The sequence below is a fragment of the Thioalkalivibrio sp. ARh3 genome, from assembly GCF_000377265.1.
GTDB classification, from domain to species: Bacteria; Pseudomonadota; Gammaproteobacteria; order Ectothiorhodospirales; family Ectothiorhodospiraceae; genus Thioalkalivibrio; species Thioalkalivibrio thiocyanoxidans.
In genome coordinates, this window is the sequence record NZ_KB897947.1 from 527,706 (window position 1) to 550,451 (window position 22,746).

Consider the following 22,746-nt stretch of genomic DNA (forward strand, 5'->3'; position numbering starts at 1 on the left):
GATTACCTCAGGCCGAATTTGTCGAGCAGGCTGTAGAGCGTTGGTCGCGTGATGCCGAGTTGATCCGCGGCCTGTGCAATGTTGTTTCTACTGCGGGCCAGGGCTTTCAGGATGGCCTCGTGTTCCGCGCTGTCCCGGATGTCGCGTAGCCGCACCGCCGGGGTCTCGCCATGCGGGGGTTCCAGGCCCAGGTCCTTAGCGGTTATCAGCTGGCCGTCGGCCATGATCACGGCGCGACGGATCAGGTTTTCCATCTCGCGCACGTTGCCCGGCCAGTCGTAACTCTCGATCGCGTTGGTGGCATCCAGGGTGAAACCGCGGCGCGGCCGCCGCTGATCGTGGGCAAAGCGGTCGAGCAGATAGTGGGCCAGCAGGCTCGCATCCCCCTTGCGCTCGCGCAGGGGAGGGATGGATACCGAGATCTCGCTGATGCGGTAATACAGGTCTTCGCGAAAATCGCCCTGTTGAATCAGCGCCTTCAGGTCCTGGTTCGTGGCCCCGATGATGCGCACATTGACCGGGATCTCGGCGCGGCCACCGAGGCGCTCGATCTTTCGTTCCTGCAGAAAGCGCAATAGCTTGGCCTGCAGGCTGTGCGGCAAGTCGCCAATCTCGTCCAGGAACAGGGTGCCGTTGTTGGCGTGCTCGATCTTGCCGATGGTCTGGCGCGATGCCCCGGTAAAGGCGCCTTTTTCGTATCCGAACAGCTCGCTTTCGAGCAGGTTCTCGGGGATCGCCGCGCAGTTGATCGCCACGAAACGCTCGTTTGCCCGGTCGCTCAGATCGTGCACCGCGCGGGCCAGGATCTCCTTCCCCGTCCCGCTCTCTCCCAGCAGCAGCACCGTGGCGTCCGAGGGTGCGACTCGCTCCACGACCCGGCATACGTCCAGCATGCCCGGATCTCCGGTGACGACCCCGTTCAGGGCGGCCCCCGGCCGGCGTGCCAGCTGACGGTTCTCGGCTTCGAGCGCGTACAGGTGAGCGGCGCGATCCACGATCGTCCGCAGGAGATCGGATTCGACCGGCTTGATGTAGTAGTCACATGCGCCCATGGCCACGGCCTTGAGCGCGTTCTCGCGATCGTCGTTTCCGGTGACCACGATCACCTTGGTCTGCGGGTCCTGCGCCAGGATCTCCTGCAGCAGCGCCAGACCCTCGGAGGCATTGGCCGGGTCCGGTGGCAAGCCCAGGTCCAGCGTCACCAGCTCCGGCTGATGGCGCCGCACCTTGGTCATGGCGCTTCCACGGTCTTCCGCCAGCAGGGTCTCGTACCCCTCGAAGCACCAGCTCAGCTGGTTTCGCAGACCCTGGTCGTCTTCAATGATGAGAAGCTTCAACATAAAACCCTCGCAATCACCAGCGGTCACGATGGCTCGGCCATGGCCGGCGCCATCTGCAAGGGGAGCTTCAGGGTGAAAACCGTTCCCACTCCGGCCTCGCTGTCAACGGTAATGCGTCCGCCCATGCGTGAAATGCGGTCCCGTGCCTCATACAAACCAATCCCCATCCCTGCGTTTCCCTTGGTGGTTTGAAAGGGTTTGAAAAGACGATTCTTTACGAAAGCCGGTTCCATGCCGCTCCCTGTGTCTTCGATTTTTACAATAGCCCAACCCCCTTCGGTGTAAAGGTTGAGATTGATTGACCCATCATCCGGAGTAGCTTCTTGAGCATTTCGTACAAGATTAAGTAGGACGTTTTTAAGTCCTTCCTGGTCGCCGATTACCGCCGCCGGCTCGCGCAGGTCGAGTCGCGGCAGGGGGGCGCGATGGCGGCTGGCCTCGGAGACCTCGGTCAGCAGCCGGTCGAGCGGGATGATGCGGCTCGGCGTCTCGGGTGTGGTCTGCGCATGGCGCAGCTGCGCCAGGGTCCGTTCGAGCCGGTCGCGAGCGTTACCCACCGTGCGCAGGGCATCGCGGACAAAGTCCGGATTCGACAGATGACGCTCCGCGTTGGAACACACCAGGGACAGCTGGGCGGACACATTCTTCAGGTCATGCACCAGAAAGGCCGCGAGCCGGTGAAAGGCCTCGAACTGACGGGCTTCGAGCAGCGCCTCGTCGGTTTGCACCAGCGCGACATATACGGCGAGCTGGCGCCCGGCGGTCTTCAGGAGATCGCGCTCCTCCCAGTCGATCTTGCGCGGTGCGCGGGGCTGGGCGAGTACCACAAACCCTTGCAGGCGATCGCCCTTGAGCAGCGGCACCACCACCCACAGGCGCGTGTTCTGTGCCAGCCATTCGGGCAGCTGCATGCCTTGATACAGCTCGGGGTCCCGGCGGTATTCGTTGAGGTCGATCACCCAGCCGGTGCGCGCGACGAAATCCACCAGCGCCCCGTCCGGTTCCTCCGGGGGATAACTCGGGTCGCCCAGGTTGAGGACGCCTTCCAGGGCATAGGTGCCGTTGCGGTCGCGTACCCACAGCAGTCCCCCGGGGCTGTCCACCAGCTCGCCAATCGCCTGGATGGCCCGCTGGCGGAACGGGATCTCGTCATCCTCGGACGAGAGCGTGCCCGTGAATCTGAGCCATTCCTGCCGGTAATCGAACGAATAGCGAAAGAAGTGCTTGGCCAGGAACACGCGCAGGCGGGAGCGCAGGCTGCCCGAGGCCACAATAACGCCCAGCAAAAGGGCGGCGCCGAACAGGAAGACCACCTGCAGGAAGGCACCCAGATCGCCCCCGACATGCCGCAGGTAGTAGCCGGCGGCCCCGATGGCGAGCAGATAGAGCCCGGCCCCGATCAGCGCCGCGGTATGGAACAGTAGATGGCGCGAGACCACCGGGGCCTCGCGAGCCTGCAGTGGCCGGCGCGCCAGCGAGATCGCGATCAGCGGCACGACCAGGGCGTTCACCAGACCCCGTGCCTGCCAGACCGGGCTGTTGATCGCCCCGAACAGGACGAGATCGGCAAACAGGAACAGGTCGAAGGCGAACATCGCCCCGAGGCCCAGGCTCAGGAACTTGATCTCCCAGCGGCGCTGCAAGGGGGTGTTGCGGAAGACCTGCTCGACCAGCACCAGGCCCAGCACCACCATCCCCAGCATCGCCATGCCCACCCAGGCGCCATAGGCCAGGGGGGCAGGCAGGGCCAGGGCTGCAAACACCCCAAGCATCACTGCAGCCGTGGCGATCATCGCCGCGCGCAATGGCCATGGCGGTCGGGAATCGGAGTCGCCGCGACGCGCGAGGAGGGCGAACAGGACCGCGAACCAGCCGGCATTGCGCAGCACCTCGAAGGCCCCTCCGGAGACCGGGGCCTCGCCGATCGCGTGCGCCACGAGCGCCATGTGCAGAGCCCACAGGACCGAGAGCAGCGCGGCACCCGCGACCCACAGGCTCCCCGGGCGCTGGCGCCAGGTCCAGAAGGCCAGCACCGCAAGCACGAGGAAGGCCAGGCCGGCCAGGAGATAACTGGGCGCCGCGAGATTCATGGGTCAGCGGGCCCCGCGGCCAAACAGCACGACGCGGACCGTCTCGAACAGGATCATCAGATCCATGAACAGGGTGTGGTTCTTCACGTAGTACAGGTCGTACTGGAGCTTCTGGCGCGCATCCTCGACCGACGCACCGTAGGCGTAGCGCACCTGGGCCCAGCCCGTGATGCCGGGGCGGATACTGTGGCGGGCGAGGAAATACGGGATCTGCTCGCTGAGCTGCTCTACAAACACCGGCCGTTCCGGGCGCGGACCCACGAACGACATGCGTCCCTGAAAGACGTTGATGATCTGCGGCAGCTCGTCGATGCGCAGCTTGCGGATCACGCGCCCCACACGCGTGATGCGGTCATCGTCGCCACTGGCCCAGCGCGCGACCCCGTCCCCCTCTGCATCACTGCGCATGCTGCGGAACTTGCAGATCTCGAACGGGGCATTGCCCTGGCCGACCCGGGTTTGCCAGTAGAGAACCGGCCCCGGACTGTCGAGCTTGATCGCGAGGGCCGTGAGCAGCATCACCGGGAGCGTCACGATCAGCAGGGCCGTGCTTGCCGTCAGGTCAAAGCTGCGCTTGACCAGGGTACGCGGCCAGTGCTGACGAAACCCCTCGCCAAATACCAGCCAGCTGGTGTTGATCCCGTCCAGCTGGAGCTGGCGGTCCTCGCGTTCAAAGAACGACGACAGGTCCGTGATGCGGATGCCGTTGAGCTTGCATTCCAGCAGCTGGTTGACCGGCAGGTTCTCGCGGCGCTCCCGCATCCCGACCACGATCTCGTCCACGTTCAGGGAGCGAGCCACGTCGAGAAGACTGGTTCGGGCATCCAGCACCCAGAGGCGGCGATTGTCGACCGGTCGGTCCGTTTCGCGCTCCGTCGCGACATAGCCCACGACCTGGTAGGCGGCATCGCCTGCGCTGGCTCCCTCATGGCGCGTCTCCAGCGAACGGGCGCGGCTGCCCGTGCCCAGAACCAGAACGCGTCGTTTGAAGGCATCGGTTTCCGACAGCCCTCGAAAGAGGCTGCGTTCGGCCGTCAGACTGGCCAGCAGAACGACCGCGCTGCTGCCCACGATCGTGGGTGTAACGAGGCTGCTGGCCGTTAGCATCCCGAGGATCGCGAGCGCTACGCCGGCCAGGATCAAGGCCCCGCCAAGGCGTACCACAGCCGAGCGCAAACTGAAGGTTGCCAGGCACTCCTGTTCATACAGGCCCGCCAGCATCACCGCGAACAGGACAACCCCCACGGCGATCAGGAGTTCCGGCATCCACGGGTCCATTGCGCCCAGCGACAAGGTGAACAGGGCCAGCGTCAGGTAGAGCGCGATGTAAATGGCAACCAGCTCGAGCCCTACCAGCGCCAGGATGCGCCGCGATACATAATGTCCGAGTATCCGCATGTTGAAGCTGCCCCCCGGTCATCTCCCCAAGGGCCCGGGAGACGATCGATGCCTGTCCCTTCGCGATCCTGCTGGTCCACCGGCGCTGCGGATCGCTCCGCTGCGCCGGTCGCCCATCAGAAGCGCCGTTCCGGGATGATCAGGATGTCACCCGGCAACATGGCCACGTTTGCCGAGATGTCGCCGCCATAGATCAGGTCGTTCAGGCGTACCCGGTACTGCTTGCGTTCACCGTCTTCGTTGCGCACTAGCACGGCCCGGTTGCCGGCCGCGAAGTCGGTGATCCCGCCGACCGCAATCATCACGTCCATGACGGTCATCTCCTCGCGGTATTGCAGGGCTTGCGGCTCGGCGGCCTGACCGATCACGCGGACCTGACGGTCGTAGGGTCCGGCAAAGTTGGTCACCATCACCGTTACGATCGGGTCGCGCAGGAAGTCGGACAGCTTGTCCTCCATGTCCCGGGCGAGCTGGCTGGGGGTTCTTCCGCTGGCCTGGACGTCCTCCACCAAAGGCGTGGTGATCTGGCCATCCGGCCGCACCGCCACCGAGGTGGACAGATCCGGGTTGTTGCGCACCGCGATGGTCAGGGTGTCTCCGGGGCCGATGATGTACTGGTCCACCGCGGCTTTTTCGACCGTGGACGGGGCATCCGCGTGTGGGGTCGTCGTGCACGCGCTGGTGGTCACCAGGACGAATGCCAGGGACAGCATGAGAATAAAAAAAGTGCCCTGTGGGCCGGTCTTGAGGGTCATCGCTCGTCTCCCCTTTCAGGCGTTAAGTCAGTCCAAATTGACACCGCCGACTTCATTGTCCGGCGAAACCCGGACCAGGCCTGGGGGGTGCCCGGACCTGTCTCCGTTTAGCCTCGGAACGGTGCGGGCAATAGCAACCACTTATTAGTATTGGCTATTCCCCTGGAACACTGATGTTAGACGCGGCCCGCGCCCCAAACCATCAGTCTTTAGTCTGACGCTAGGGCGTTTTTCGTTCGGTTTATTTGGTCCTTCAAAATCCGGTTGGTGGGTCCAAAATAGGGGTCCTGATTTTGCGTCTACTACCGGGGCAAAACGTTGGACATCGTTCCTCTGCGCCTGCTGGCCAATTGGCTCCTGCTACCTCCTTCCGGGCCTCTCATACTTGCCATTGCCGGGTGGGCTGTTTACCGCACACATGTTGGAAAAGTGCTGTTGGTAATCGGTCTCCTGTTGAGCTATTCATTCTCTACTCCTGTATTTAGTTATGCCCTCATGAAACCTTTACAAGAGGGCTATGCGCCGCCGGGCGACGACCAGTTAAGGGGCGCGCAGGCAATCGTGGTTTTGGGGGCGGGGTATCGCAGTGGAGCCGAGGAATTCTCGGGCGAGACCGTCCATGACCTCGCGCTGGTGCGCCTGCGTTACGCGGCGCATCTGCACCACCGCACCGGGCTGCCGGTGATGGTTTCGGGGGGTGGCCCCGAGGAACGAGTTCCAGAAGCCGACTACATGGCAGAGGTACTGAAGGAATATGGCGTTCACCCGATCCTGCGGGAACCCAATGCACGCGACACCTGGGGCAACGCCCAGCATTCCGCGCAGCAGCTGCGCGCGGAGGGAGTCGAGCGCGTGGCACTCGTGAGCCATGCCCACCACATGCCGCGCGCCATCTGGTCATTCGAGCGCGCGGGCCTGGAGGTCATCCCGGGCCCGACTGGCGCGTATGTGCCACGTGATACCGGTGGGTCCCTGGAGGCCTTTCGGCCTCAGGCCAGTGCGCTCTGGGCCAGTTGGCTGGCGCTGCACGAGTACTGGGGCATGGCCTGGTATCGCTGGCAGTACGGGCCGGGATAGCCCGGCTCCCCATTAATCCGTGTAAGGCCGTGCGATTCACGGCGAGACGAAGGTTTGACGATGAAAATCCTGGTAACCGGTGGGGCGGGCTATATTGGTTCACATGTCGTGCGCCAACTGCTGGCGGAAGGCCACGACGTAGTTGTCTACGACAATCTCAGCACAGGCCACCGCTGGGCCATTGGCCACGCCGCGCTGATCGTCGGGGACATGGCCGACCGGCAGCGCCTGCATCGGGTCCTGGCGGAACACGCGTTCGACGGGGTCCTGCACTTTGCTGCCAGGATCGTGGTCCCGGAATCGCTGGCCGACCCGCTCGGGTACTACGGCAGCAACACCCGCAACACCCTGAATCTTCTGGAGGGGTGCCAGGCAACGGGCGTGCGTTTCCTGGTCTTTTCCTCCACCGCCGCGGTGTACGGTATCCCGGCTCAAAACCCCGTTGACGAGACCAGCCCGCTGCTGCCCATCAACCCCTACGGCGCCTCCAAGGTGATGTCCGAGCGGATGATCGCCGACTTCGGCCAGGCGAGCGATCTGCGCTACGTCTGTCTGCGCTACTTCAATGTGGCCGGCGCGGCCCCTGACGGCACACTGGGCCAGGCCACGCCCAATGCGACCCACCTGATCAAGGTTGCCTGTCAGGCCGCCCTGGGCGAACGCGAGAACATCACCGTCTTCGGCATCGACTACCCCACCTCCGATGGCACCTGCGTACGCGACTACATTCATGTCGAAGATCTCGCCGCGGCCCACCTGCGTGCCATGGACTATCTGGTCGCGGGCGGCCCCTCGCAGGCCCTCAACTGTGGCTATGGTCACGGCTACAGCGTGTTGCAGGTCCTCGAGTCCGTGCAGCGCATCAGCGGTTACCGATTCCCCCTGATCCATGGCCCCCGCCGCGCCGGCGACCCGCCCGCCCTCACCGCAGACGCATCGCGCATCCGCGAGGTCCTGGCCTGGTCACCCGAGTACGACGACCTGGACCTCATCGTCCGCCACGCCCTGACCTGGGAACGGCGCATGACCACTGCCGCCGCACCCCCGCTGGCTGTTCGACTCCACCCCCTGCCCATGCCGGAAACCACCGCCCACGCCTACGGCGCCCCCTGACAGACGGCGGTTTCGGTTACGAGCCTTTCGGGGGGGCGAGAGAGTACATCCCTCATGCCTCGTCTCCCATCAATTCATCGCGCTTGAGTAAGCGCTGGTAGCCGGGTGCGCTGCCGCCTGAGTGACGGGCGGCAGAGTGCCGGCGTCCGTTGGGCGAGCGGGCGGTTGGCCTCGCGGGCTCGCGATAGCTCGATGATTCCAGCGGCATGAAATCCGGTTTCCATCGGGAATGTATGGGAAAGGCTGGGTCGAACCTGGTACCATGCCGTGCAGGGCTTGGCTGGCTACTTTGGGTGAGGCCATTCATATTGCTGCTGGGCGCCCTTGATCCATCCGGGGAGCCAAGCCAGATCAGAGTCTTTGGGTTGCGGTCCCTTGAGTCCACACTCCCAGATCGTGAGAACGCGCCAGCCTGAAGCGAGAAGCGTCTCCCGGTTGCGGCGGTCTCGCCTGATGTTGGCTGCAAATTTCGCCTGCCAGCGGTCTCGATTGGTGGCGGGGGTAGTACAGAGCCGGCAACCCTGATGTCGATGCCAGAAACAGCCATGTACAAAGACAGCAAGGTTGTGCTTTTTGAGTACCAGGTCCGGTTTTCCGGGGAGTGCCGAAACGTGCAGCCGATAGCGAAACCCTCGGGAGTGAAGGAAGCGTCGGACCCTCATTTCGGGCTGCGTGTTGCCAGACCGAATCCCGGACATCATCCGGGAACGGGTGGTTTTGTCCACTACGTCAACCATTCGCACATGATCCCGGTCTCTGCTCCTCAGGGGCAACTCTCGGCCTCAAGGACAGGTTAGTGAACCAGCGCATACCGGTAGTTGATCTCTTTGCGGGTCCTGGCGGGCTGGGTGAAGGGTTTGCCTCACTCAGCGACTTCTTTCGCATAGAGGTGTCCGCGGAATGTTCGGTTCCTGCTCACAAGACACTGAGGCTCCGGGCATTCAAACGACTTCTCGAGGAAGGCGGAAGCTCCCTGGACGACTATTACCGGTACGTTCAGGGACACACCTCCGTCCCTTATTCGGACAGAACCCGAGATGTATGGGAAGAGGCCAGCCACGAAGCGCTGTGTGTCACGCTCGGTGACCCGGACGATGACAGGTGGTTCGCTGGCAAGCTCGATGAACGAGGGTTCGACGGCGCGAATGGTGTCCTGATCGGTGGCCCTCCGTGCCAGGCGTACTCGCTTGTCGGCCGTGCCCGGAATCGCGGTATCGCCGGGTATGTGCCCGAGGAAGACAAGAGGCATTTTCTTTATCGTGAATACCTCAAGCTGATCCAGCACTATCGCCCGGCCGTCTTTGTCATGGAGAACGTGAAGGGGATTCTTACCTCCAGGGTCGGTGGCGAACGCATCTTTCACCGAATTCTGGAAGACCTGGTGGATCCCGACGAAGCCCTCGGGCGGGGCAGTAGCGGCCCGGGTTATCGCGTCCACTCTCTCGTTGATCCCGAGGTCGTCTTCAGGCGGGGTGACTCGCCCGCTTGCCTTCGAGGCCACGAGTTTCTGGTCCGCTCCGAAGATTACGGTATTCCACAGACCCGGCACCGGGTCTTCCTGGTCGGCGTTCGGGAAGATATAGAAGCTGCCCCCGGGGTGCTGGAAACTCGCCAGAGGGTCTCCCTCAGTCAGGCTCTGGCCGGTCTTCCGCCGCTTCGGAGCGGGCTGTCTCGGGATGACAGCCAGGAAGGCTGGGTAGACGCTGTCCGAGATCAGATCAGCCAGCTCGCCCGTGACGCGCGGAGTCACGGTCAGAGCGATATTGCGTCCAGCCTCGAGCGTACGAGTCGCGAGATACGGGACAGGCAAAGCTGGTCCCGTGGTGGCCTGAGATGTCCGAAGGTAGCGAGCTGCCGGCTCCCGGAACACGAAGCGCTCGAGTGGTGGTGGAACGATGACAGGCTTGAAAGCGTGCTCAACCACGAGGCCCGCTCCCATATGCCCAGTGACCTGGGTCGATACGTCTACGCAGCGACATTCGCCAGGGAGTACGGCCGTTCTCCTTCCGGCGCTGGAGACTTCTCCTTGCCGAGTCTGGCTCCCAACCACGCAAACTGGATGAGTGGAAAATTTGCGGACCGCTTCCGTGTCCAGTTGCGAGACGAGCCGGCGAAGACGATAACAAGCCACATCTCGAAGGACGGGCATTACTACATTCACCACGACCCGGAACAGTGCCGATCCCTTACGGTACGCGAAGCCGCCCGCATCCAGACGTTTCCCGACAACTACTTCTTCGAGGGCAATCGCACTGAGCAATATCATCAGGTCGGTAATGCCGTACCGCCCTGGCTCGCTCGACAGATTGCGCTGCTCGTGAAGGGAGTGCTTGTCGCTCACGAGCAAGAGAAGGGGCGTGGCACGGCCCTGGCCGATGACCAAAGCGCCGAAGTCGCTGTCTAAATACGGCCGGGCAGGCCGCGGTCACCCCGGACGAGAGAAATTTCTCAGGGCCGAGTTAAATACCGCGCTGACTCTTCCTAGAAGCTCGTTGTCCCCAAGCCCGTCGATGTCCTGCGTTACTCGATACGCAGTGAGGTTGCGAATGGCATCGCGAGTCAGGGCTTCCATCGGAACACCGGGGTTTTCCTGCCGTATCCGCTTCCAGACTGATGCGATCGTCCGTGCAGTTCTTGGGCTGGCAGAAAGATCCGGGCGCTCAATGATTTGCACAAGGGCATCTTGTGTGAGTGGCTCGAGGCTGTTCCAGCCTGGCCCGCGACCATCATTGTGGTCGGCCCCGATTAGATAACCACGCCGCCACAGGACCCCAAATGTATTACGGATACCGCCCGCCCAGCGTTCGCGCTTTCGTCCTGGGAATCGCCAATCGGTCAGATCCGGCATCAAGACCAGAGTGAAGTACGCCCAGACTCCCTTTCGACATGCCTCGCAGGCGGGGATCCCAGCGTCCTCAGCCAGATAGCGGGCGGCGCGAAAATCAAACTGACGGACCTCTTCGTCACCGCGCGTATCCGGAAATCCATGTTCACGGGCGAGCTGGACAAGATCATTCCGGATGCGACGCAGCTTGTCGAAGTTGCACCTTGTCCCGCCAGTGGCCGTAAATGTGGCGGATGGATGGCGCACATCCTCGAACTCGACCGGACCACAGAGCCGGGCGACCTCGTTCCACAATGCATCGGCGGCAAAGCCGTCAAGTCTGGGGAACAGCTCAACCGTCATGCTGCCCTCCAAACACGGTGAACACTATTGCTTCGAAATCTGCAGGACGCTGCTCGAACATGTCCCGGATTTGCCCCGCTGTCTGGTCGGGGAATGCCGCATCGAGCCACGCGGCAGCAACGGCACCAATGCTGCCGTTTGGGTAATCCTCGGCGCGCAGGGTGAATTCCTCACTGCGGAGCAGGCGGGCCAAAATGTGGCGGACGAGGTCACCTTGCAGGATGGGCATCATAAGGGTGTCCTTGCGCGAAACTGCGTCGAGAACATCCTGCCGCTTGGTGTTAAGGATTACCTGAAACGCCGCTTCAAACCGGTCGTCGAGTCGGCTTTCCTCGAGCCGGAAGTACCAGGGCGCCAAGGCGTACTGTGCTGAAACTTCGGAAAAGTCTCTGGCCTCCATCGGCAGCCTGCCGCCTCCTCCTTCGAGTCGGCACCTGAACTCGTCTTCCCACAATCGGCTGCCCGGAGCCATCGGCGCAAGCCGCTCGATACGCTCTGCGCGTTCGACCGAAAGGACTGTCACAAGGTCGATGTAGCCCTGCAGCTCGGCCCCTTCGAGCTCCAGGGGCCCAATGTCGAGCTGTACGCTCCCGGAGCAATCCCTGAGTGCCCGTTCAAATATGCACTTTCGCAGCTTGAGCTCCCCGGTCGCGGCATATACATGCAACAGAAGACTCGAGGACGGTCCGAGTCCTGTGTCACTCCACAAACCCTCTAGGTCAAGTTCCAGCGTGCGTTGTAGACCGAGACTGACCGAATAATCCCAGTCCGGGAGCAGTTCCGGAAGCACGCACGCACCATCGGTGTCCGGCCCCATCCAAGGCCCAGCTTCAATGCGGGATACACTGGGTCGCAGGAATGGAAATGCGAAGACCTCACTCATCTGCTGCCTCCCGGACCGCTAGACGGGGCCGTACAGCCACGCCGACCGGAACAGTCACCCGAAGCTCTCCTTCGGTTGAGTCTTCGGGCAGGCAAACTTCCAGAGACTCGGATGGCGAATGGTTCTCACCTGACAGATTCCATCCCCGGATTTCCGGCTTGTCGCCATCCGGAGCAATACCGAGCAACTCGCCGCTCCCTTCCGTCACGATGGCGGGGTCCGCGGACAGGACGACGCTGGTTCCCGCACGCCCCACGACCTGGAACCGGAAGGTGGCGACCGTCTTCTGCCCCTCCGCTGCCAGCTTCTCCAGCTTCAGCCCTGACAGTTTCAATGCCCGCGGCTTGCTGTGGCCGCCCTTTGGGCGATGGCGAGGCAGTGCGCGATCGCCGTCCCCCGAGAGAAGAGCGCCTCCGAGCATGTCGGCGGCTGGGGCCAGTCCTTCCGATGCGCCACCGGAAGGGTCGCGCCGCTCGGGGTTCAGCTCATCCATCAGCTCCTTGATACGGGTCAATGCGACGTTGACATAGGTTCGCTTCGGAGATTTCGGCAATGACCTGGGATTCCAGTCATCATGGGTCGGCGGCTCCGAGGCCGCGAACGCCTGCTCGATCTCCTCGTGGTTACTGCACACAAACACGCCAGCCCATTCGAGGCGGTTGTTGGGCAGCGGCGTTCCTTCGAGATACTTCACGACCAGTTCGGCAGGTCGCATCAAGGCCACATGGCGGCTGACATCCGGGATGGAAATGCCCACATCCCGATCACTGTCGAAGGTCCGTTCCTCGTGAAGGCCGCGCTGATATCCCATCCAGCCCAAGTGCGCTTTCGGTCGCCTGCTTCGAACTTCTCTGGTGTCCCCGTTCGGCGCCGACCGAACCTGTTGAAGGGCCTCTGCATAGAGGTGAAAGGGCGGCGTCGACTCGACCGAGGGAATTTCGCATGGCTGACCCTCCACTTCTAGAGCAAATTCCATGGGGCTCAGGGGCTGGCCGGGCCACGGCACCATCTTCGGCCAGAAGAACCACAGGAACGCCTTCTGGACGTGTTCGGCAAGACCCTCGTGATCGTCCCATTCCACTTCCAGTGTCGGGTCGAGGATCATCACTGATGTACCACTGCGCCCCTTGCGGTCGGGCATCCCCAGCCCGTCCGCAAGGCGGGTGGCTTCCTCGTTTCTGACAGGGTCCACCGCGCCGCCGGCGGGAGCACCCGCTCCCCACCAGTGTCGGCCTGTAAAGCTGCGGCCGGTCTCCGGGTCATAAAATTCTTCGCCCATCCGGCTGGCCATAAAGCGCCGCTCGCTCGTGCCGTCCTCCTCCTGCGTCAGGCTGTCGACCACGACGGTCTGGCAGGAGCCTAGGGAAAAGAGCGAAGACTTTCCGTAACCGTAAGTTCCACCGGAGTGGCTGCCCTCCCTTCTCGGTGCACCGATGTTTCTCAGGAAGCGGACAAATCTGGAGTCCTCTTCCTCGGTCACTTCCGAAGGGCGTGTCTTGCCGGTCAGTCCGTGGGTCCCGAAGTCACAAATTTCGGCAACTCGAATCTCATTTCTCCGGAATAGACCCCGAAGAGGTGACCCGGGGTCAGGCGACAGGTCGCGGAAAACCACCTCCCGTAGAAACCGGTACTCTTCGGGCGACAGGGTTCGAAGTCTGAGAAGGTAAGTCGGCCTGGTGTTCGGAAGGTGGGCATCCCAGCTGTTCTGCACGCTTTCGCGTATTGCGGTCAGGAGCGGTTCAGTTGCCGGCGTTCCTAGCAACCGTCTCGCGCCCTCGCCCGACAAGTTGCCGTAATCGCTGTAAGGCTCGCTGGAGCGGACGACACGAAGGTTATGCATGCACGAATCCCTGGAGAATCTTGTCGCTTTCGTCGCGCGGAACTTCCCACTTCACCACTGCATCGAGGCGAAGGGAGAACGTGATGGAATCAATACCGGGATCGAGTGCGCCGCGGGCAAGCCGATCGGGTGTCAGTCGGGGAAAGTCGGAATCGACTTCGAAGAATCGCCGCGGGCCGGCACTGAAGCGATGGGCCTCCCAGCGGCTGGCCGACAGATTCGAGTAGTCGACCGCCAGCAGGCGTTCCGAAAGTGACGCTGGATCTGAAACTTCCTGATGCAGCGCCTCGACGAGGGCCGGCACGGAGATCTCGCCCTCGGGGTCGGGGACAAGCGTCTGATGAACGAGGTGAAGCCCATTGGGCGGGGGGTCGAGCTGACGGATGCCGTGGATCTCTACCGTGGTTGCTGCGCGCCGCGTGGAGGTCTTCACTTCGAACGAGCGCCCATTGCGATGGAAGTCGTGTTCACCCCCAAGGGGGCCCTCCCATGCGCTCCAGCCCCCCGCGTCCAGCTTCACCAGGTCCCGCAAGAGCATCAGTTCGCCCGCCAGCCCTGCGGCGATTTCGCGGCTGATGGCCTCGCCAGCGCCACCGTCCAACAGGCGCCGGAAATCCATTACCGCGTCCCGCACGGCAGATTGTCCGGAACGCCCCTGGCACATCCGCCGATGAATACTGGCGACCAGTTCCGCGAACACCTGCCGCAGCCGTGGTTCCCGGCAGGTCAGACGGATGACACGCTGACGGCGGCCACCAGTCGACACCGTGCGCGTGACAATTTCCACGTTCCTTCCCGAGAGACCATCGGAGCCCTTTTCGTCAGGCTCGATGGCGACCATCACCGCCGGCGCCCCCACCTCGCCAAGGGCCAGCATGAAACGATCGCCCAGGCCACACCCCTTCGGCTCGAGCCAGCCATCGTCGCTTTCTCCGACGCGCCGGGCGAGGCTTTCCCAGAACCAGAGGATCTCGGGCGGCGCGAGCTGTTCGTCCGTCTCACGCTCCATCCGGATCATCCTCCTCGTCGGCCACAACCTCGTCCAGGGAGACTGTGATGTAGTGTCCGCTGAAACCTCTTGGATCTTCCGGGAACACAACCCCCATTCCGAGAACGTCGTGCGCCGCACCCAGCGACTGGCGCGTGGTCGACTGCGTGTCCCGCGGTTCGGAATCTTTGTCGATGGGATACAGCAACAGCAGAGGAGGCGGCTCCCCGCCGTACTCCTTCGCTCGATGATCCTTGAGCGCTGGCCAATCCCGCCTCTCGGGAACGGGCCCGGCCGTATCCACCAGGATGTCCATGCGAGACATCAACGCCTTGATGTCGGTGCAATGCTCAAGGGACTTCTGGAGCGCAGCACGGTTGACGAGCCTTAGCGGATCAACCGGCCCAAGGGCCAGGCTTCCCGGTTTCGCGCTGGCGGGCATCATTACCGCCACATTCCAGCGCCTCAGTTCGGCGGACTCGTACTTCTCGATGTACTCCCGCAGTGCCTTGGTGTTGGTGCGAACCTGTTCCCGACAGGTCTGGTAGTTACGCAGGAACTCGAGAATCGCGTCCACCGGTACGTTCCGCACTAGGAACGCATTCTGCCGATGCTCGGTATGCACACTCGGATCTTCCACCGCCCGTGTCAGAAGGCGGCCACCAGCCTGCCAGTTCCGCTGCAGCCAGGCTGTGTCCCTGTGGTAGAAGCGGATAGTCTGCAGGTGCTCACCGGAATACGACAATGCAGCTTCCTTCGTGTGCTGCATTGCGGGCCGCCGGGTAACCAGCATGCCGGGAACTTTCCGAATGCGGACACCCCAGTCTATCGGGCGTATGGAGCCATCCCGGTAATAGGAAATCTCCTCCCTCAATTCGGCCTCGATCGTCGCCAGCTCACGGAAACTTGACATCGTTGCAGCAGTCATCCAGATCCGCGGCAATTCCTCGTAGCCGTGTCGATAACCGAACCAGCGCCCCATCTGCATCAGGGTGTCGTACTGTCGGGCATTGCGCCCGAAATAACTGACGACCAGACCCGGCAAGGTCACTCCTCGGGCGAGCCGGTCACCCCCGATGATGACCGCCCATACAGGTTCTCCGTCCCTAGGAAACTCAAGACGCGTTTCACTCACGTAGTTGTCCTGAGCCACCAGCGTGCGCGCCAGGACCTTGTCCGTTTGCTCTAGGACGGTGTCGGTGGCCAGCGGTTCCCTGCCGAACGCAGTTGCCGGCTGGAGCGGATACTCGCGCTCCCAGATGTCCTTGAGCATCTTGTGCCGGGCCGCTGCCGGAGTATCGCGAAATTGGGCAAGGAAACTCCGGACCGTCAGCTCGAGGTTCTGGTGGGCTTCGGTAAGGCGACTGGTGTGCAGCAGCATCGTTGAATGCACCTCATCACCGCGCGCCGTTCTCGCCGCCGTCGCCAGCACGAACCACAGGAGTGCTTCCTGCAACGACGAGGGCAACCCCTGGTCAGGACCCGCCTCTCCCTTTTCGAGTCCCTGGATGGTCTCGATGTCTTCTTCGCGGATCGTCCGGATAACGTCAACACCGTCACCGGAAGGCCCGGGATCATCGGCCGACAGCAGGTCACGCCCGAACAATCGCTCCGCACCGAAGTAATCCGCGGGCGCGGGAATCGACACAATAAAATCTCGCGGGTACAGGTCGCGGTCGTATTCTTCGTTCCCTTCCGCCCCCGGATTGATCAGGACGTTCGCAAAAGGCGTCGCGGTATACCCGACATAGGAGCACTTGGGCAGACGCCTGAGGATCTCCCGGATGCGCCTGTTGATGGTGGTGGGGTCTTCGTCTGTCTTCTTGGCGACATCAGGGCTCGCCTGGTCGGTCTCGTCATCGATCACCAGGGCCGGCAGCTTCATGCGTGTCGAGAGCGCGGTCTGCTCGAGAAAATCCCTCAACCTCGCAAGAACGTGGGTGTTCTTCTTGACGACGGCAAGGATGCCGCCTTTCCTAGGTTCCACCAAGTTCTGGCGCGTCCCGGCATCGAAATCCTGCTCCCAGGTAGTCAGGTGATCCCAGAGTTCCGGGTGGGCGGCAACCAGATCCTCCTCCATCCGCTCCTGGGTCTGGGTACGCAAGGCATCCGTGACTCCGGCCAGAATAATCACAAGGCGGTAGCCCGAATCCAGGGCCTTGGCAATCACTGCGGTCATGTTGGCCGTCTTGCCGGATTGCACATAGCCGACGACGAGCCCGCGGGCCGAGAACTTTTCCGATGACTCCGGCGGTGCGAGCCTCGCGACGATGGACGAGGAATGCTCGTCGATCGACTGGACCGAGTCCGCGCTCCAGTGCTTGTCCTCGAGGAGGTGACGTTCAAGACTCGGCCAGAACAGGTCATCCGGTTGCGGGCCGGCATACCAGCGCGTGCGCCCGCGGGCTTCGATGACTGGGACATCGCGTTCCCGGATCGCGGCCATGTCAGCCAGAACCATTTGTTCGATGTCCTCAGCGAGCCGCCAGGCTAACTCCTTGTCGACCTCGAGAAGATCCTCGATCAGTTCCTGAATCTCTTCGCGGGCCTGCTGGGGCGAGCGCGCAGCCCGGAGTTCTTTCCTGAAGCGGTCCTTGAGCTTCTCGACCTGACGCTTGCTAAAGTACTTAGCGGTATCTTCGTCCAATGAAGTGGCCCCTTCTCCGTGTTATCCAGAGAGCATTCTGGGACAAGAATAATGTCCGGCTCTCATCAAGCGCATTCCTGTACTCCTGCTCAGGATCCTACCAGCGTGGGCGCCTAGAAACAGGGCTGTTCCCGTGATCGCCGGGGTCAGACCTTGCCTTTGGCCCTGCGCTGTCCCTCCCCGAAGAAATCCACCATGCCGTTGATGAAATACGGCATAGCCCCTTCCCCATCGCTTCCGGGGTCACCTTTGACCGCCTCGAGGACGGGGTCTAGCGTCCAAGGGAAGGGGCAGGAAACGGCCCGGCTAAATCCGATGCAACCTCGCGGAATCGCGAAGGAGGCTCACTATGCGCAGCGTAGAAAACATGCCGGTGCTCGACTGGCAGGACGGCAAGAACGCCATGCGGGCGAAGTTCCAGGTGATGCATGAGGAACCGGTGGTGCTGAAGATGCCGGCCGACATGGACTGGTCGGTGAACGAGGGCGAATTCGGCTGCACACTGGACGACAACGGTGTGCCGCGCGATTGCGAAGGCGGCAGCCTGCTGCATCGTCTGGCGGAGCTCAATGACATGCCAGAGCTGGAGGACATCGCGAAGGCCTGCGCCTACTCCAGCTCCCGCGTGGATATCGACGCCGCGGGCTCCCGCATCATCGTGCACGACTGATTGGGCCTGCGCCGTCGGCCCGCCCGGCGGCGACCCTGCAACCTGGAGCGGTGGGCGATGGCGGTGATCCACCACGATATGGAGATCGACGCTGCTCCGGAGGCGGTGTTCGATTTGATGGCCCGGGTGGAGGCGTTCGCCGCCTACAGCGAGGCCATCGACTCCATTACCTGCGTCGGGCCCGAGCGCTACCGCTGGTGTGTGCGGGTGGCCGGGGTTCCGCTAACCTTCGACGTGGAAGTGCTGGTCGCCGTCCCGCCGCGTCTGCTCGGCTGGCGCGCGCTGGCCGGGCTCTCCTGCGAGGGCTGCTACCGGCTGACTCCGATTGCGCGCGGCACGCATCTGCAACTGGCCGTGCGCTGCGGCGACGAGAATCCCCTGACCGATGGCCTGCTCGGCCTGGCGGCCCACCCGCTGCTGGACGCGCTGGGGGCGGAGGTAGTGCGCAACGCCTGGCCGCGCCTCCACGGGGCGTGATGCCTACGCCTCCGCGTGGAGCTCGCGGGATTCGTCGAGGAAGGCGAGGCCGACTATCCCCGACGGGCGGCTCACTCCACCGAGTAACCGAGCGCCACCAGGCCGGCCGCCAGAGAATCCGCCAGCATCGCGTGGCTTAGCAGATGGTCGGCTGTGCCCGGGCTCCAGTCGTCACGCGCCGCGGCCAGGGCGTTCTCCCATTCGGCGATGTCGTAGTCGCCACGCCCCAGGCGGAACAGCGCCACCACCTGTTGCTGCTGATCGGGCTCCAGGTCGTCGATGGTGGAGCGAAACTCCTCGGTCGCCGTGTCGAACCGCGGCGTGGAGGACTCCTCGTCCGGGTCTGGCGGGGTTTCCGCGCCGGAGGGGGCATCACGGTTGTCGCTGATGTCCGTGTACTCGCGGCCCTGGATGTCGCGCGCCAGTTCGATCAACCGCTGCACGGTATCCGGGTTCATATCGAGGAGCGGGCCGGATTCGTCGGTCATGGTGGAGGCCTCCGTTGGTTTGTTCGGGGCGTGGCCTGGACGGGCAGGGGGTGGGTCAGTCGCTACCGCGCCACTCCGGGGGCACGTCCTCGCGTTCGCGGGTCTGGTCGGTTTCGCGCTCGCCCGGCTTGTTCACCAGGCGCACCGTGCTGGCCTGCGGCCCTTCCTCGCCCATCGACGGCTCGAAGCGTACCTCGGTGCCCACCGCCAGGCGCGGAAAGTCGTGTCCGAGCACCGCATGTTCGTGAAAATAGAACTCGCGCCCGTCCGGCGTGCGCAGAAAGCCGTAGCCATCGTCCTTGAACACGCGCACCACCAGCCCCCGGTTCTCCTGATCCGCCGGCGCCAGGGTCGCGCGCGCGGTCTGGTGCACGGCCTTCGACAGGCGGCGCTCCATCGCGTCGAAGGCACGGTTGATCACCGGAAAAAGATGGCTGGCCTGCTCCACCGTCACCGGCTCCTCGTGCACCACCAGCCGGCGGTTGCGCGGCAGGCGCACCTCGATGGTCACCTTGTAGGCGTTGCCCTTGTGCCGGTGGTGATGCGGCTGCGAGACGATCACGTGGCAGGAGACGATCTCGTCCGACATCCGCTCCAGCCGTGCCACGCGGTCGCGGATCAGTTCCTCGCTCCAGTCGGAGCGATCCACGTCGTGGTAGTTGAGTTCCAGGGGGATCTGCATGGTGCCTCCTCTGTCTTGCCGTGACCGTGTACTCGGTGGGATCACGGCCGTGTCGTTGCTCGGCCAGTGCAGCGCGACGGCCGGACCCTGCCGAATCCGGGCCTTGCGGCCGGTTCGGCGCATCCGGCGCTGCGCATGCGCGGCAGCCCGGTTTGGGGTCGACCACCCTCCTGCGCAGAAGTAGCCGGCCTGGGCTTATTCGGCGCTTCCCCTGGGGGCGTTCGAGTCGTTTCCCATCGGCGGCGCGAAGCGGTAGCCGCCTACCTCCTCCGTGGCCGCTTCCTGCGGCGGCGGCAGCAGTTCCGGGATCGCGGCCCGCAACGCGTCCTCGATGCGCTCGGCGAACAGGAATTCCATCTCCTCGCGCACGGTATCCGGAAGGTCCTCCAGGTCCTGCTCGTTGTCGTGCGGCAGGATTACCCGGCGGAACCCGGCGCGCCGCGCGGCCAGCACCTTCTCCTTGATCCCGCCCACCGGCAGCACCAGCCCCGACAGCGTGATCTCGCCGGTCATCGCGGTGTCGCTGTGCACCGGGTGGCCGCTGTACAGCGAGGCCACCGCCGTCGCCATCGTCACCCCGGCGGAGGGGCCGTCCTTGGGGATGGCGCCGGCCGGCACGTGGATGTGGATGCCACCCGGCGAGGGCCGGAACCCGAGCCGGCCGGCATGCGCCAGCGCCCAGTTCTGCGCCGCCTGCGCCGACTCCTTCATTACGTCGCCGAGCTGCCCGGTCAGGATCACCTTGCCCTCCTCGGGGATGCGGATTGCCTCGATATAGAGCACGTCGCCGCCGGTCGGCGTCCATGCGAGGCCGGTGGCGACACCCGCTGGCAGATCCTTGCGTGCCTCCTCCGGGCGGAACCGCTCGCGCCCCAGCAGCTCGCCCAGCAGCTCCGGCTCGATGGTCGGTGGCACCTCGCCGGCCTCGGCGATGCGCAGGGCCAGCTTGCGCGCCAGACGGCCGACCATGCGCTCCAGCTCGCGCACCCCGGCCTCGCGGGTATAGCGCGCGATCACCCGCAGCAGCGTCGCGTCCGGCACCTGGAACTGCTCCGCGCCCAGCCCGGCCTGGATGCGCTGGCGCTCGACGATGTAGCGCCGCGCGATCTCCAGCTTCTCCTCGTCGCTGTAGCCGGACAGGCGCACCACCTCCATGCGGTCGCGCAGCGGCCCGGGGATGGTGTCCAGGGTGTTGGCGGTGGTGATGAACATCACCCGCGACAGGTCGAACGGCAGATCGAGGTAGTTGTCGCGAAACTCGGTGTTCTGCGCCGGATCGAGGACCTCCAGCAGGGCCGAGGCCGGATCGCCACGGAAGTCCTGGCCAACCTTGTCCACCTCGTCCAGCATCAGCACCGGGTTGGCGCTGCCGGCCCGGCGCATGGCCTGGATGATGCGCCCCGGCATGGCGCCGACGTAGGTGCGGCGGTGGCCGCGCAGCTCCGCCTCGTCGTGCAGCCCGCCCAGGCTCAGGCGCTCGAACTCGCGCCCCAGCGAGCGCGCGATCGATTTGCCCAGCGAGGTCTTGCCCACCCCCGGCGGGCCGACAAAGCACAGGATCGGTGCGCGCGCCTCCGGGTTCAGGCGCAGCACCGCCAGATGCTCGAGGATGCGTTCCTTGATGTCGGCTAGGTCGTAGTGGTCCTCGTCCAGCACGCGGCGGGCGCGGGCCACGTCCAGGTGGTCCTCGGTGCGCCGGGCCCACGGCAGTTCGAGGATCAGGTCCAGGCGGTTGCGGATCACCCCGTGCTCCGGCGAGGCCGCCGGCATGCCCTCCAGCCGCGTCAGCTCGCGCTCGGCCTCCTCGCGCACCGGCGCCGGCAGCTCCGCCGACTCCAGGCGCTCGCGCAGCTCTTCCACCTCCGAGGCGCCGGGGGCCTTCTCGCCCAGTTCCTTCTGGATTGCCTTGAGCTGCTGGCGCAGCAGGTACTCGCGCTGCTCGCGGCCCATCTCCATCTTGGCCTCGCCGACGATCTGCCGGCGCAGCTTGCGCACCTCGTACTCGCGGCGCATGTAGCCGAGCAGCAGGCGCATCGCCGCCTGCTGCTCGGAGGCCGCCAGCAGTTCCTGCGCCTGCGCGAGGTCCAGCTCCAGCAGCGTCGCCAGCAGGTACACCAGGTGCATCGGGTCCTCGACCTGGTCCAGCAGCACCGCCAGGTCGCGGGTGCCGAACTGCGAGTCCTCGGCGCGCAATTGCCGCGCCAGGCTCACCAGTTCGCGCTTCAGCGCCTCGGCCTCCGGCCCCGGCTCCAGCACCACAGGCGTCGGGGTTACCCGCGCCATCAGGCAGTCGCCCTCGCGTTCGGTGCTCTCCAGGCGCACGCGCTCGATCCCCTCGACGATCACCTCCACCGTCTCCTCCGAGCGGATCAGGCGCTTGATCTCCCCGCGTGTGCCGATCGGGTGCAGATCGGCAAACCCCGGCTCCTCCACCTCGGGCTCGCGCTGGGCGACGATCACCACCGACTTGTCGGCGCTCTCGGCCGCCTTTTCCAGCGCCGCGATCGAGCCCTTGCGCCCGGCCGAGTACGGCCCGGCGGTCATCGGGAACAGGACCGAGTTGCGCAACGGCAGGACCGGGAGCAGCAGGGCATCCGGCTGAGTGGTCTCGCTCATGGCTCCTCCTCGTTCAGCAGGATGTTCAGCAGCAGCATGCCGTGGCGCGCCTCACGCTCGATGCGGGCGGACTCCAGGTCCGCCGGCAGCTCGAAGGTGCGGCTGAACTCGCTGTAGGGAATTTCCAGACGCTGGCAGGCATGGCCCGCCCCGGGCGGTGAATCGCGGCGGCGACCGCGGACCACCAGAAAGCGTTCGTGCACTTGCACCCGCACTGCACCCGGGTCGACCCCCGCCAACTCCAGCTTGATCAGCCAGCCGCGACGGTTGCGGTAGATATCCGCCGATGGGCGCCAGCGGCTGGGTCGGAGCTGTTCGGTGCGCGCCAGGACCAGGCGCCGGGTGAGACGGACAAGATCTGAATCCATGTTTCCTCGACCGGTTGTACTGGTCGCCCCGCGTGCGCCAGGGTTGCACCGGACCCGGTTTCTCGGCCCGGCCGACATGCCCCGGCGTACGCCTCGGAGGCGTCCCGGATCCCCTGTATTTCGAGTC

Annotated in this window: 19 protein-coding genes; 5 read left to right on the forward strand and 14 right to left on the reverse strand. The window is 64.2% G+C overall.

The genetic code is table 11. The features are described from left to right. Positions 1-2: 2 nt before the first annotated feature. The 4 genes from prsR to C995_RS0102425 all read right to left on the reverse strand — a co-directional run bounded on the left by prsR (position 3) and on the right by C995_RS0102425 (position 5,583). Complete coding sequence (gene prsR / locus C995_RS0102410; protein WP_018863416.1) at positions 3-1,340, reverse strand: PEP-CTERM-box response regulator transcription factor; 1,338 nt, start codon at positions 1,338-1,340, stop codon at positions 3-5. A 23-nt stretch (positions 1,341-1,363) separates the two neighbouring features. Beyond that, the gene (gene prsK / locus C995_RS0102415) at positions 1,364-3,430 is read right to left on the reverse strand and encodes an XrtA/PEP-CTERM system histidine kinase PrsK (RefSeq protein ID WP_018863417.1); all 2,067 of its coding nucleotides are present in this window, start codon (positions 3,428-3,430) and stop codon (positions 1,364-1,366) included. A 3-nt stretch (positions 3,431-3,433) separates the two neighbouring features. Next, on the reverse strand, positions 3,434-4,828 hold the full coding sequence (locus C995_RS0102420) for a TIGR03013 family XrtA/PEP-CTERM system glycosyltransferase (RefSeq protein ID WP_018863418.1): 1,395 nt from the start codon (positions 4,826-4,828) through the stop codon (positions 3,434-3,436). Between the two features lie 116 nt (positions 4,829-4,944). Then, positions 4,945-5,583 carry an XrtA/PEP-CTERM system exopolysaccharide export protein gene (locus C995_RS0102425; protein ID WP_018863419.1) on the reverse strand — a complete coding sequence of 213 codons (639 nt, stop codon included), beginning with the start codon at positions 5,581-5,583 and terminating at the stop codon, positions 4,945-4,947. 495 nt (positions 5,584-6,078) lie between these two features. Between C995_RS0102425 and C995_RS0102430 the strand changes: the two genes are divergently transcribed. Both C995_RS0102430 and galE read left to right on the forward strand, forming a co-directional pair. Beyond that, the gene (locus C995_RS0102430; RefSeq protein ID WP_026278896.1) at positions 6,079-6,660 is read left to right on the forward strand and encodes a YdcF family protein; all 582 of its coding nucleotides are present in this window, start codon (positions 6,079-6,081) and stop codon (positions 6,658-6,660) included. Positions 6,661-6,720: 60 nt separating this feature from the next. Beyond that, positions 6,721-7,773, forward strand: coding sequence for a UDP-glucose 4-epimerase GalE (gene galE, locus C995_RS0102435; RefSeq protein WP_018863421.1), 1,053 nt, complete (start codon positions 6,721-6,723; stop codon positions 7,771-7,773). 284 nt (positions 7,774-8,057) lie between these two features. On the opposite strand, the gene C995_RS13785 is transcribed toward galE, so the two are convergent. Further along, entirely contained in the window at positions 8,058-8,510 is a 453-nt protein-coding gene (locus C995_RS13785; RefSeq protein ID WP_018863422.1) for a very short patch repair endonuclease, read from the reverse strand. A gap of 152 nt (positions 8,511-8,662) precedes the next feature. On the opposite strand from C995_RS13785, the gene C995_RS13790 reads away from it, so the two are divergent. Beyond that, a complete protein-coding gene (locus C995_RS13790) occupies positions 8,663-10,177 on the forward strand; it encodes a DNA cytosine methyltransferase (RefSeq protein ID WP_231362403.1) in 1,515 nt (504 codons plus the stop codon). Between the two features lie 21 nt (positions 10,178-10,198). On the opposite strand, the gene C995_RS13520 is transcribed toward C995_RS13790, so the two are convergent. Genes C995_RS13520 through C995_RS0102465 form a run of 5 tightly spaced genes read right to left on the reverse strand, consistent with a single transcriptional unit; the run spans position 10,199 to position 17,318 of the window. Beyond that, a complete protein-coding gene (locus tag C995_RS13520; protein ID WP_038080580.1) occupies positions 10,199-10,960 on the reverse strand; it encodes a hypothetical protein in 762 nt (253 codons plus the stop codon). After that, entirely contained in the window at positions 10,950-11,843 is an 894-nt protein-coding gene (locus C995_RS0102450) for a hypothetical protein (protein WP_026278897.1), read from the reverse strand. The genes C995_RS13520 and C995_RS0102450 overlap by 11 nt, the downstream gene beginning before the upstream one ends. Beyond that, positions 11,836-13,683 (reverse strand): hypothetical protein, encoded by a 1,848-nt coding sequence (locus tag C995_RS0102455; protein ID WP_231362399.1) that lies wholly within the window; start codon positions 13,681-13,683, stop codon positions 11,836-11,838. The genes C995_RS0102450 and C995_RS0102455 overlap by 8 nt, the downstream gene beginning before the upstream one ends. Beyond that, positions 13,676-14,692: a PD-(D/E)XK motif protein gene (locus tag C995_RS0102460; RefSeq protein WP_018863427.1), complete on the reverse strand. Its 1,017-nt coding sequence runs from the start codon at positions 14,690-14,692 to the stop codon at positions 13,676-13,678. The genes C995_RS0102455 and C995_RS0102460 overlap by 8 nt, the downstream gene beginning before the upstream one ends. Continuing rightward, entirely contained in the window at positions 14,682-17,318 is a 2,637-nt protein-coding gene (locus C995_RS0102465; protein WP_018863428.1) for a Z1 domain-containing protein, read from the reverse strand. The genes C995_RS0102460 and C995_RS0102465 overlap by 11 nt, the downstream gene beginning before the upstream one ends. Before the next feature lie 349 nt (positions 17,319-17,667). On the opposite strand from C995_RS0102465, the gene C995_RS0102470 reads away from it, so the two are divergent. Beyond that, complete coding sequence (locus tag C995_RS0102470) at positions 17,668-17,988, forward strand: hypothetical protein (protein WP_018863429.1); 321 nt, start codon at positions 17,668-17,670, stop codon at positions 17,986-17,988. 57 nt (positions 17,989-18,045) lie between these two features. Next, positions 18,046-18,465, forward strand: a complete 420-nt coding sequence (locus tag C995_RS0102475) for an SRPBCC family protein (protein WP_018863430.1) — start codon at positions 18,046-18,048, stop codon at positions 18,463-18,465. A gap of 71 nt (positions 18,466-18,536) precedes the next feature. Here C995_RS0102475 and C995_RS0102480 read toward each other — a convergent pair whose 3' ends face one another. The 4 genes from C995_RS0102480 to C995_RS0102495 form a co-directional block, all read right to left on the reverse strand. Continuing rightward, positions 18,537-18,953 carry a DUF3775 domain-containing protein gene (locus tag C995_RS0102480; protein WP_018863431.1) on the reverse strand — a complete coding sequence of 139 codons (417 nt, stop codon included), beginning with the start codon at positions 18,951-18,953 and terminating at the stop codon, positions 18,537-18,539. A 55-nt stretch (positions 18,954-19,008) separates the two neighbouring features. Then, positions 19,009-19,635, reverse strand: coding sequence for an HPF/RaiA family ribosome-associated protein (locus C995_RS0102485; protein ID WP_018863432.1), 627 nt, complete (start codon positions 19,633-19,635; stop codon positions 19,009-19,011). A gap of 195 nt (positions 19,636-19,830) precedes the next feature. Beyond that, entirely contained in the window at positions 19,831-22,251 is a 2,421-nt protein-coding gene (gene lon, locus C995_RS0102490; RefSeq protein WP_018863433.1) for an endopeptidase La, read from the reverse strand. Further along, a complete protein-coding gene (locus C995_RS0102495) occupies positions 22,248-22,619 on the reverse strand; it encodes an Hsp20/alpha crystallin family protein (RefSeq protein WP_018863434.1) in 372 nt (123 codons plus the stop codon). The genes lon and C995_RS0102495 overlap by 4 nt, the downstream gene beginning before the upstream one ends. Positions 22,620-22,746: the final 127 nt, after the last annotated feature.

Bases quoted from the DNA above. Each gene is read 5' to 3' on its own strand.
- prsR (WP_018863416.1), bottom strand. From the start codon at position 1,340: ATGTTGAAGCTTCTCATCATTGAAGACGACCAGGGTCTGCGAAACCAG.
- prsK (WP_018863417.1), bottom strand. From the start codon at position 3,430: ATGAATCTCGCGGCGCCCAGTTATCTCCTGGCCGGCCTGGCCTTCCTC.
- C995_RS0102420 (WP_018863418.1), bottom strand. From the start codon at position 4,828: ATGCGGATACTCGGACATTATGTATCGCGGCGCATCCTGGCGCTGGTA.
- C995_RS0102425 (WP_018863419.1), bottom strand. From the start codon at position 5,583: ATGACCCTCAAGACCGGCCCACAGGGCACTTTTTTTATTCTCATGCTG.
- C995_RS0102430 (WP_026278896.1), top strand. From the start codon at position 6,079: ATGAAACCTTTACAAGAGGGCTATGCGCCGCCGGGCGACGACCAGTTA.
- galE (WP_018863421.1), top strand. From the start codon at position 6,721: ATGAAAATCCTGGTAACCGGTGGGGCGGGCTATATTGGTTCACATGTC.
- C995_RS13785 (WP_018863422.1), bottom strand. From the start codon at position 8,510: ATGGTTGACGTAGTGGACAAAACCACCCGTTCCCGGATGATGTCCGGG.
- C995_RS13520 (WP_038080580.1), bottom strand. From the start codon at position 10,960: ATGACGGTTGAGCTGTTCCCCAGACTTGACGGCTTTGCCGCCGATGCA.
- C995_RS0102450 (WP_026278897.1), bottom strand. From the start codon at position 11,843: ATGAGTGAGGTCTTCGCATTTCCATTCCTGCGACCCAGTGTATCCCGC.
- C995_RS0102455 (WP_231362399.1), bottom strand. From the start codon at position 13,683: ATGCATAACCTTCGTGTCGTCCGCTCCAGCGAGCCTTACAGCGATTAC.
- C995_RS0102460 (WP_018863427.1), bottom strand. From the start codon at position 14,692: ATGGAGCGTGAGACGGACGAACAGCTCGCGCCGCCCGAGATCCTCTGG.
- C995_RS0102470 (WP_018863429.1), top strand. From the start codon at position 17,668: ATGCGCAGCGTAGAAAACATGCCGGTGCTCGACTGGCAGGACGGCAAG.
- C995_RS0102475 (WP_018863430.1), top strand. From the start codon at position 18,046: ATGGCGGTGATCCACCACGATATGGAGATCGACGCTGCTCCGGAGGCG.
- C995_RS0102480 (WP_018863431.1), bottom strand. From the start codon at position 18,953: ATGACCGACGAATCCGGCCCGCTCCTCGATATGAACCCGGATACCGTG.
- C995_RS0102485 (WP_018863432.1), bottom strand. From the start codon at position 19,635: ATGCAGATCCCCCTGGAACTCAACTACCACGACGTGGATCGCTCCGAC.
- lon (WP_018863433.1), bottom strand. From the start codon at position 22,251: ATGAGCGAGACCACTCAGCCGGATGCCCTGCTGCTCCCGGTCCTGCCG.
- C995_RS0102495 (WP_018863434.1), bottom strand. From the start codon at position 22,619: ATGGATTCAGATCTTGTCCGTCTCACCCGGCGCCTGGTCCTGGCGCGC.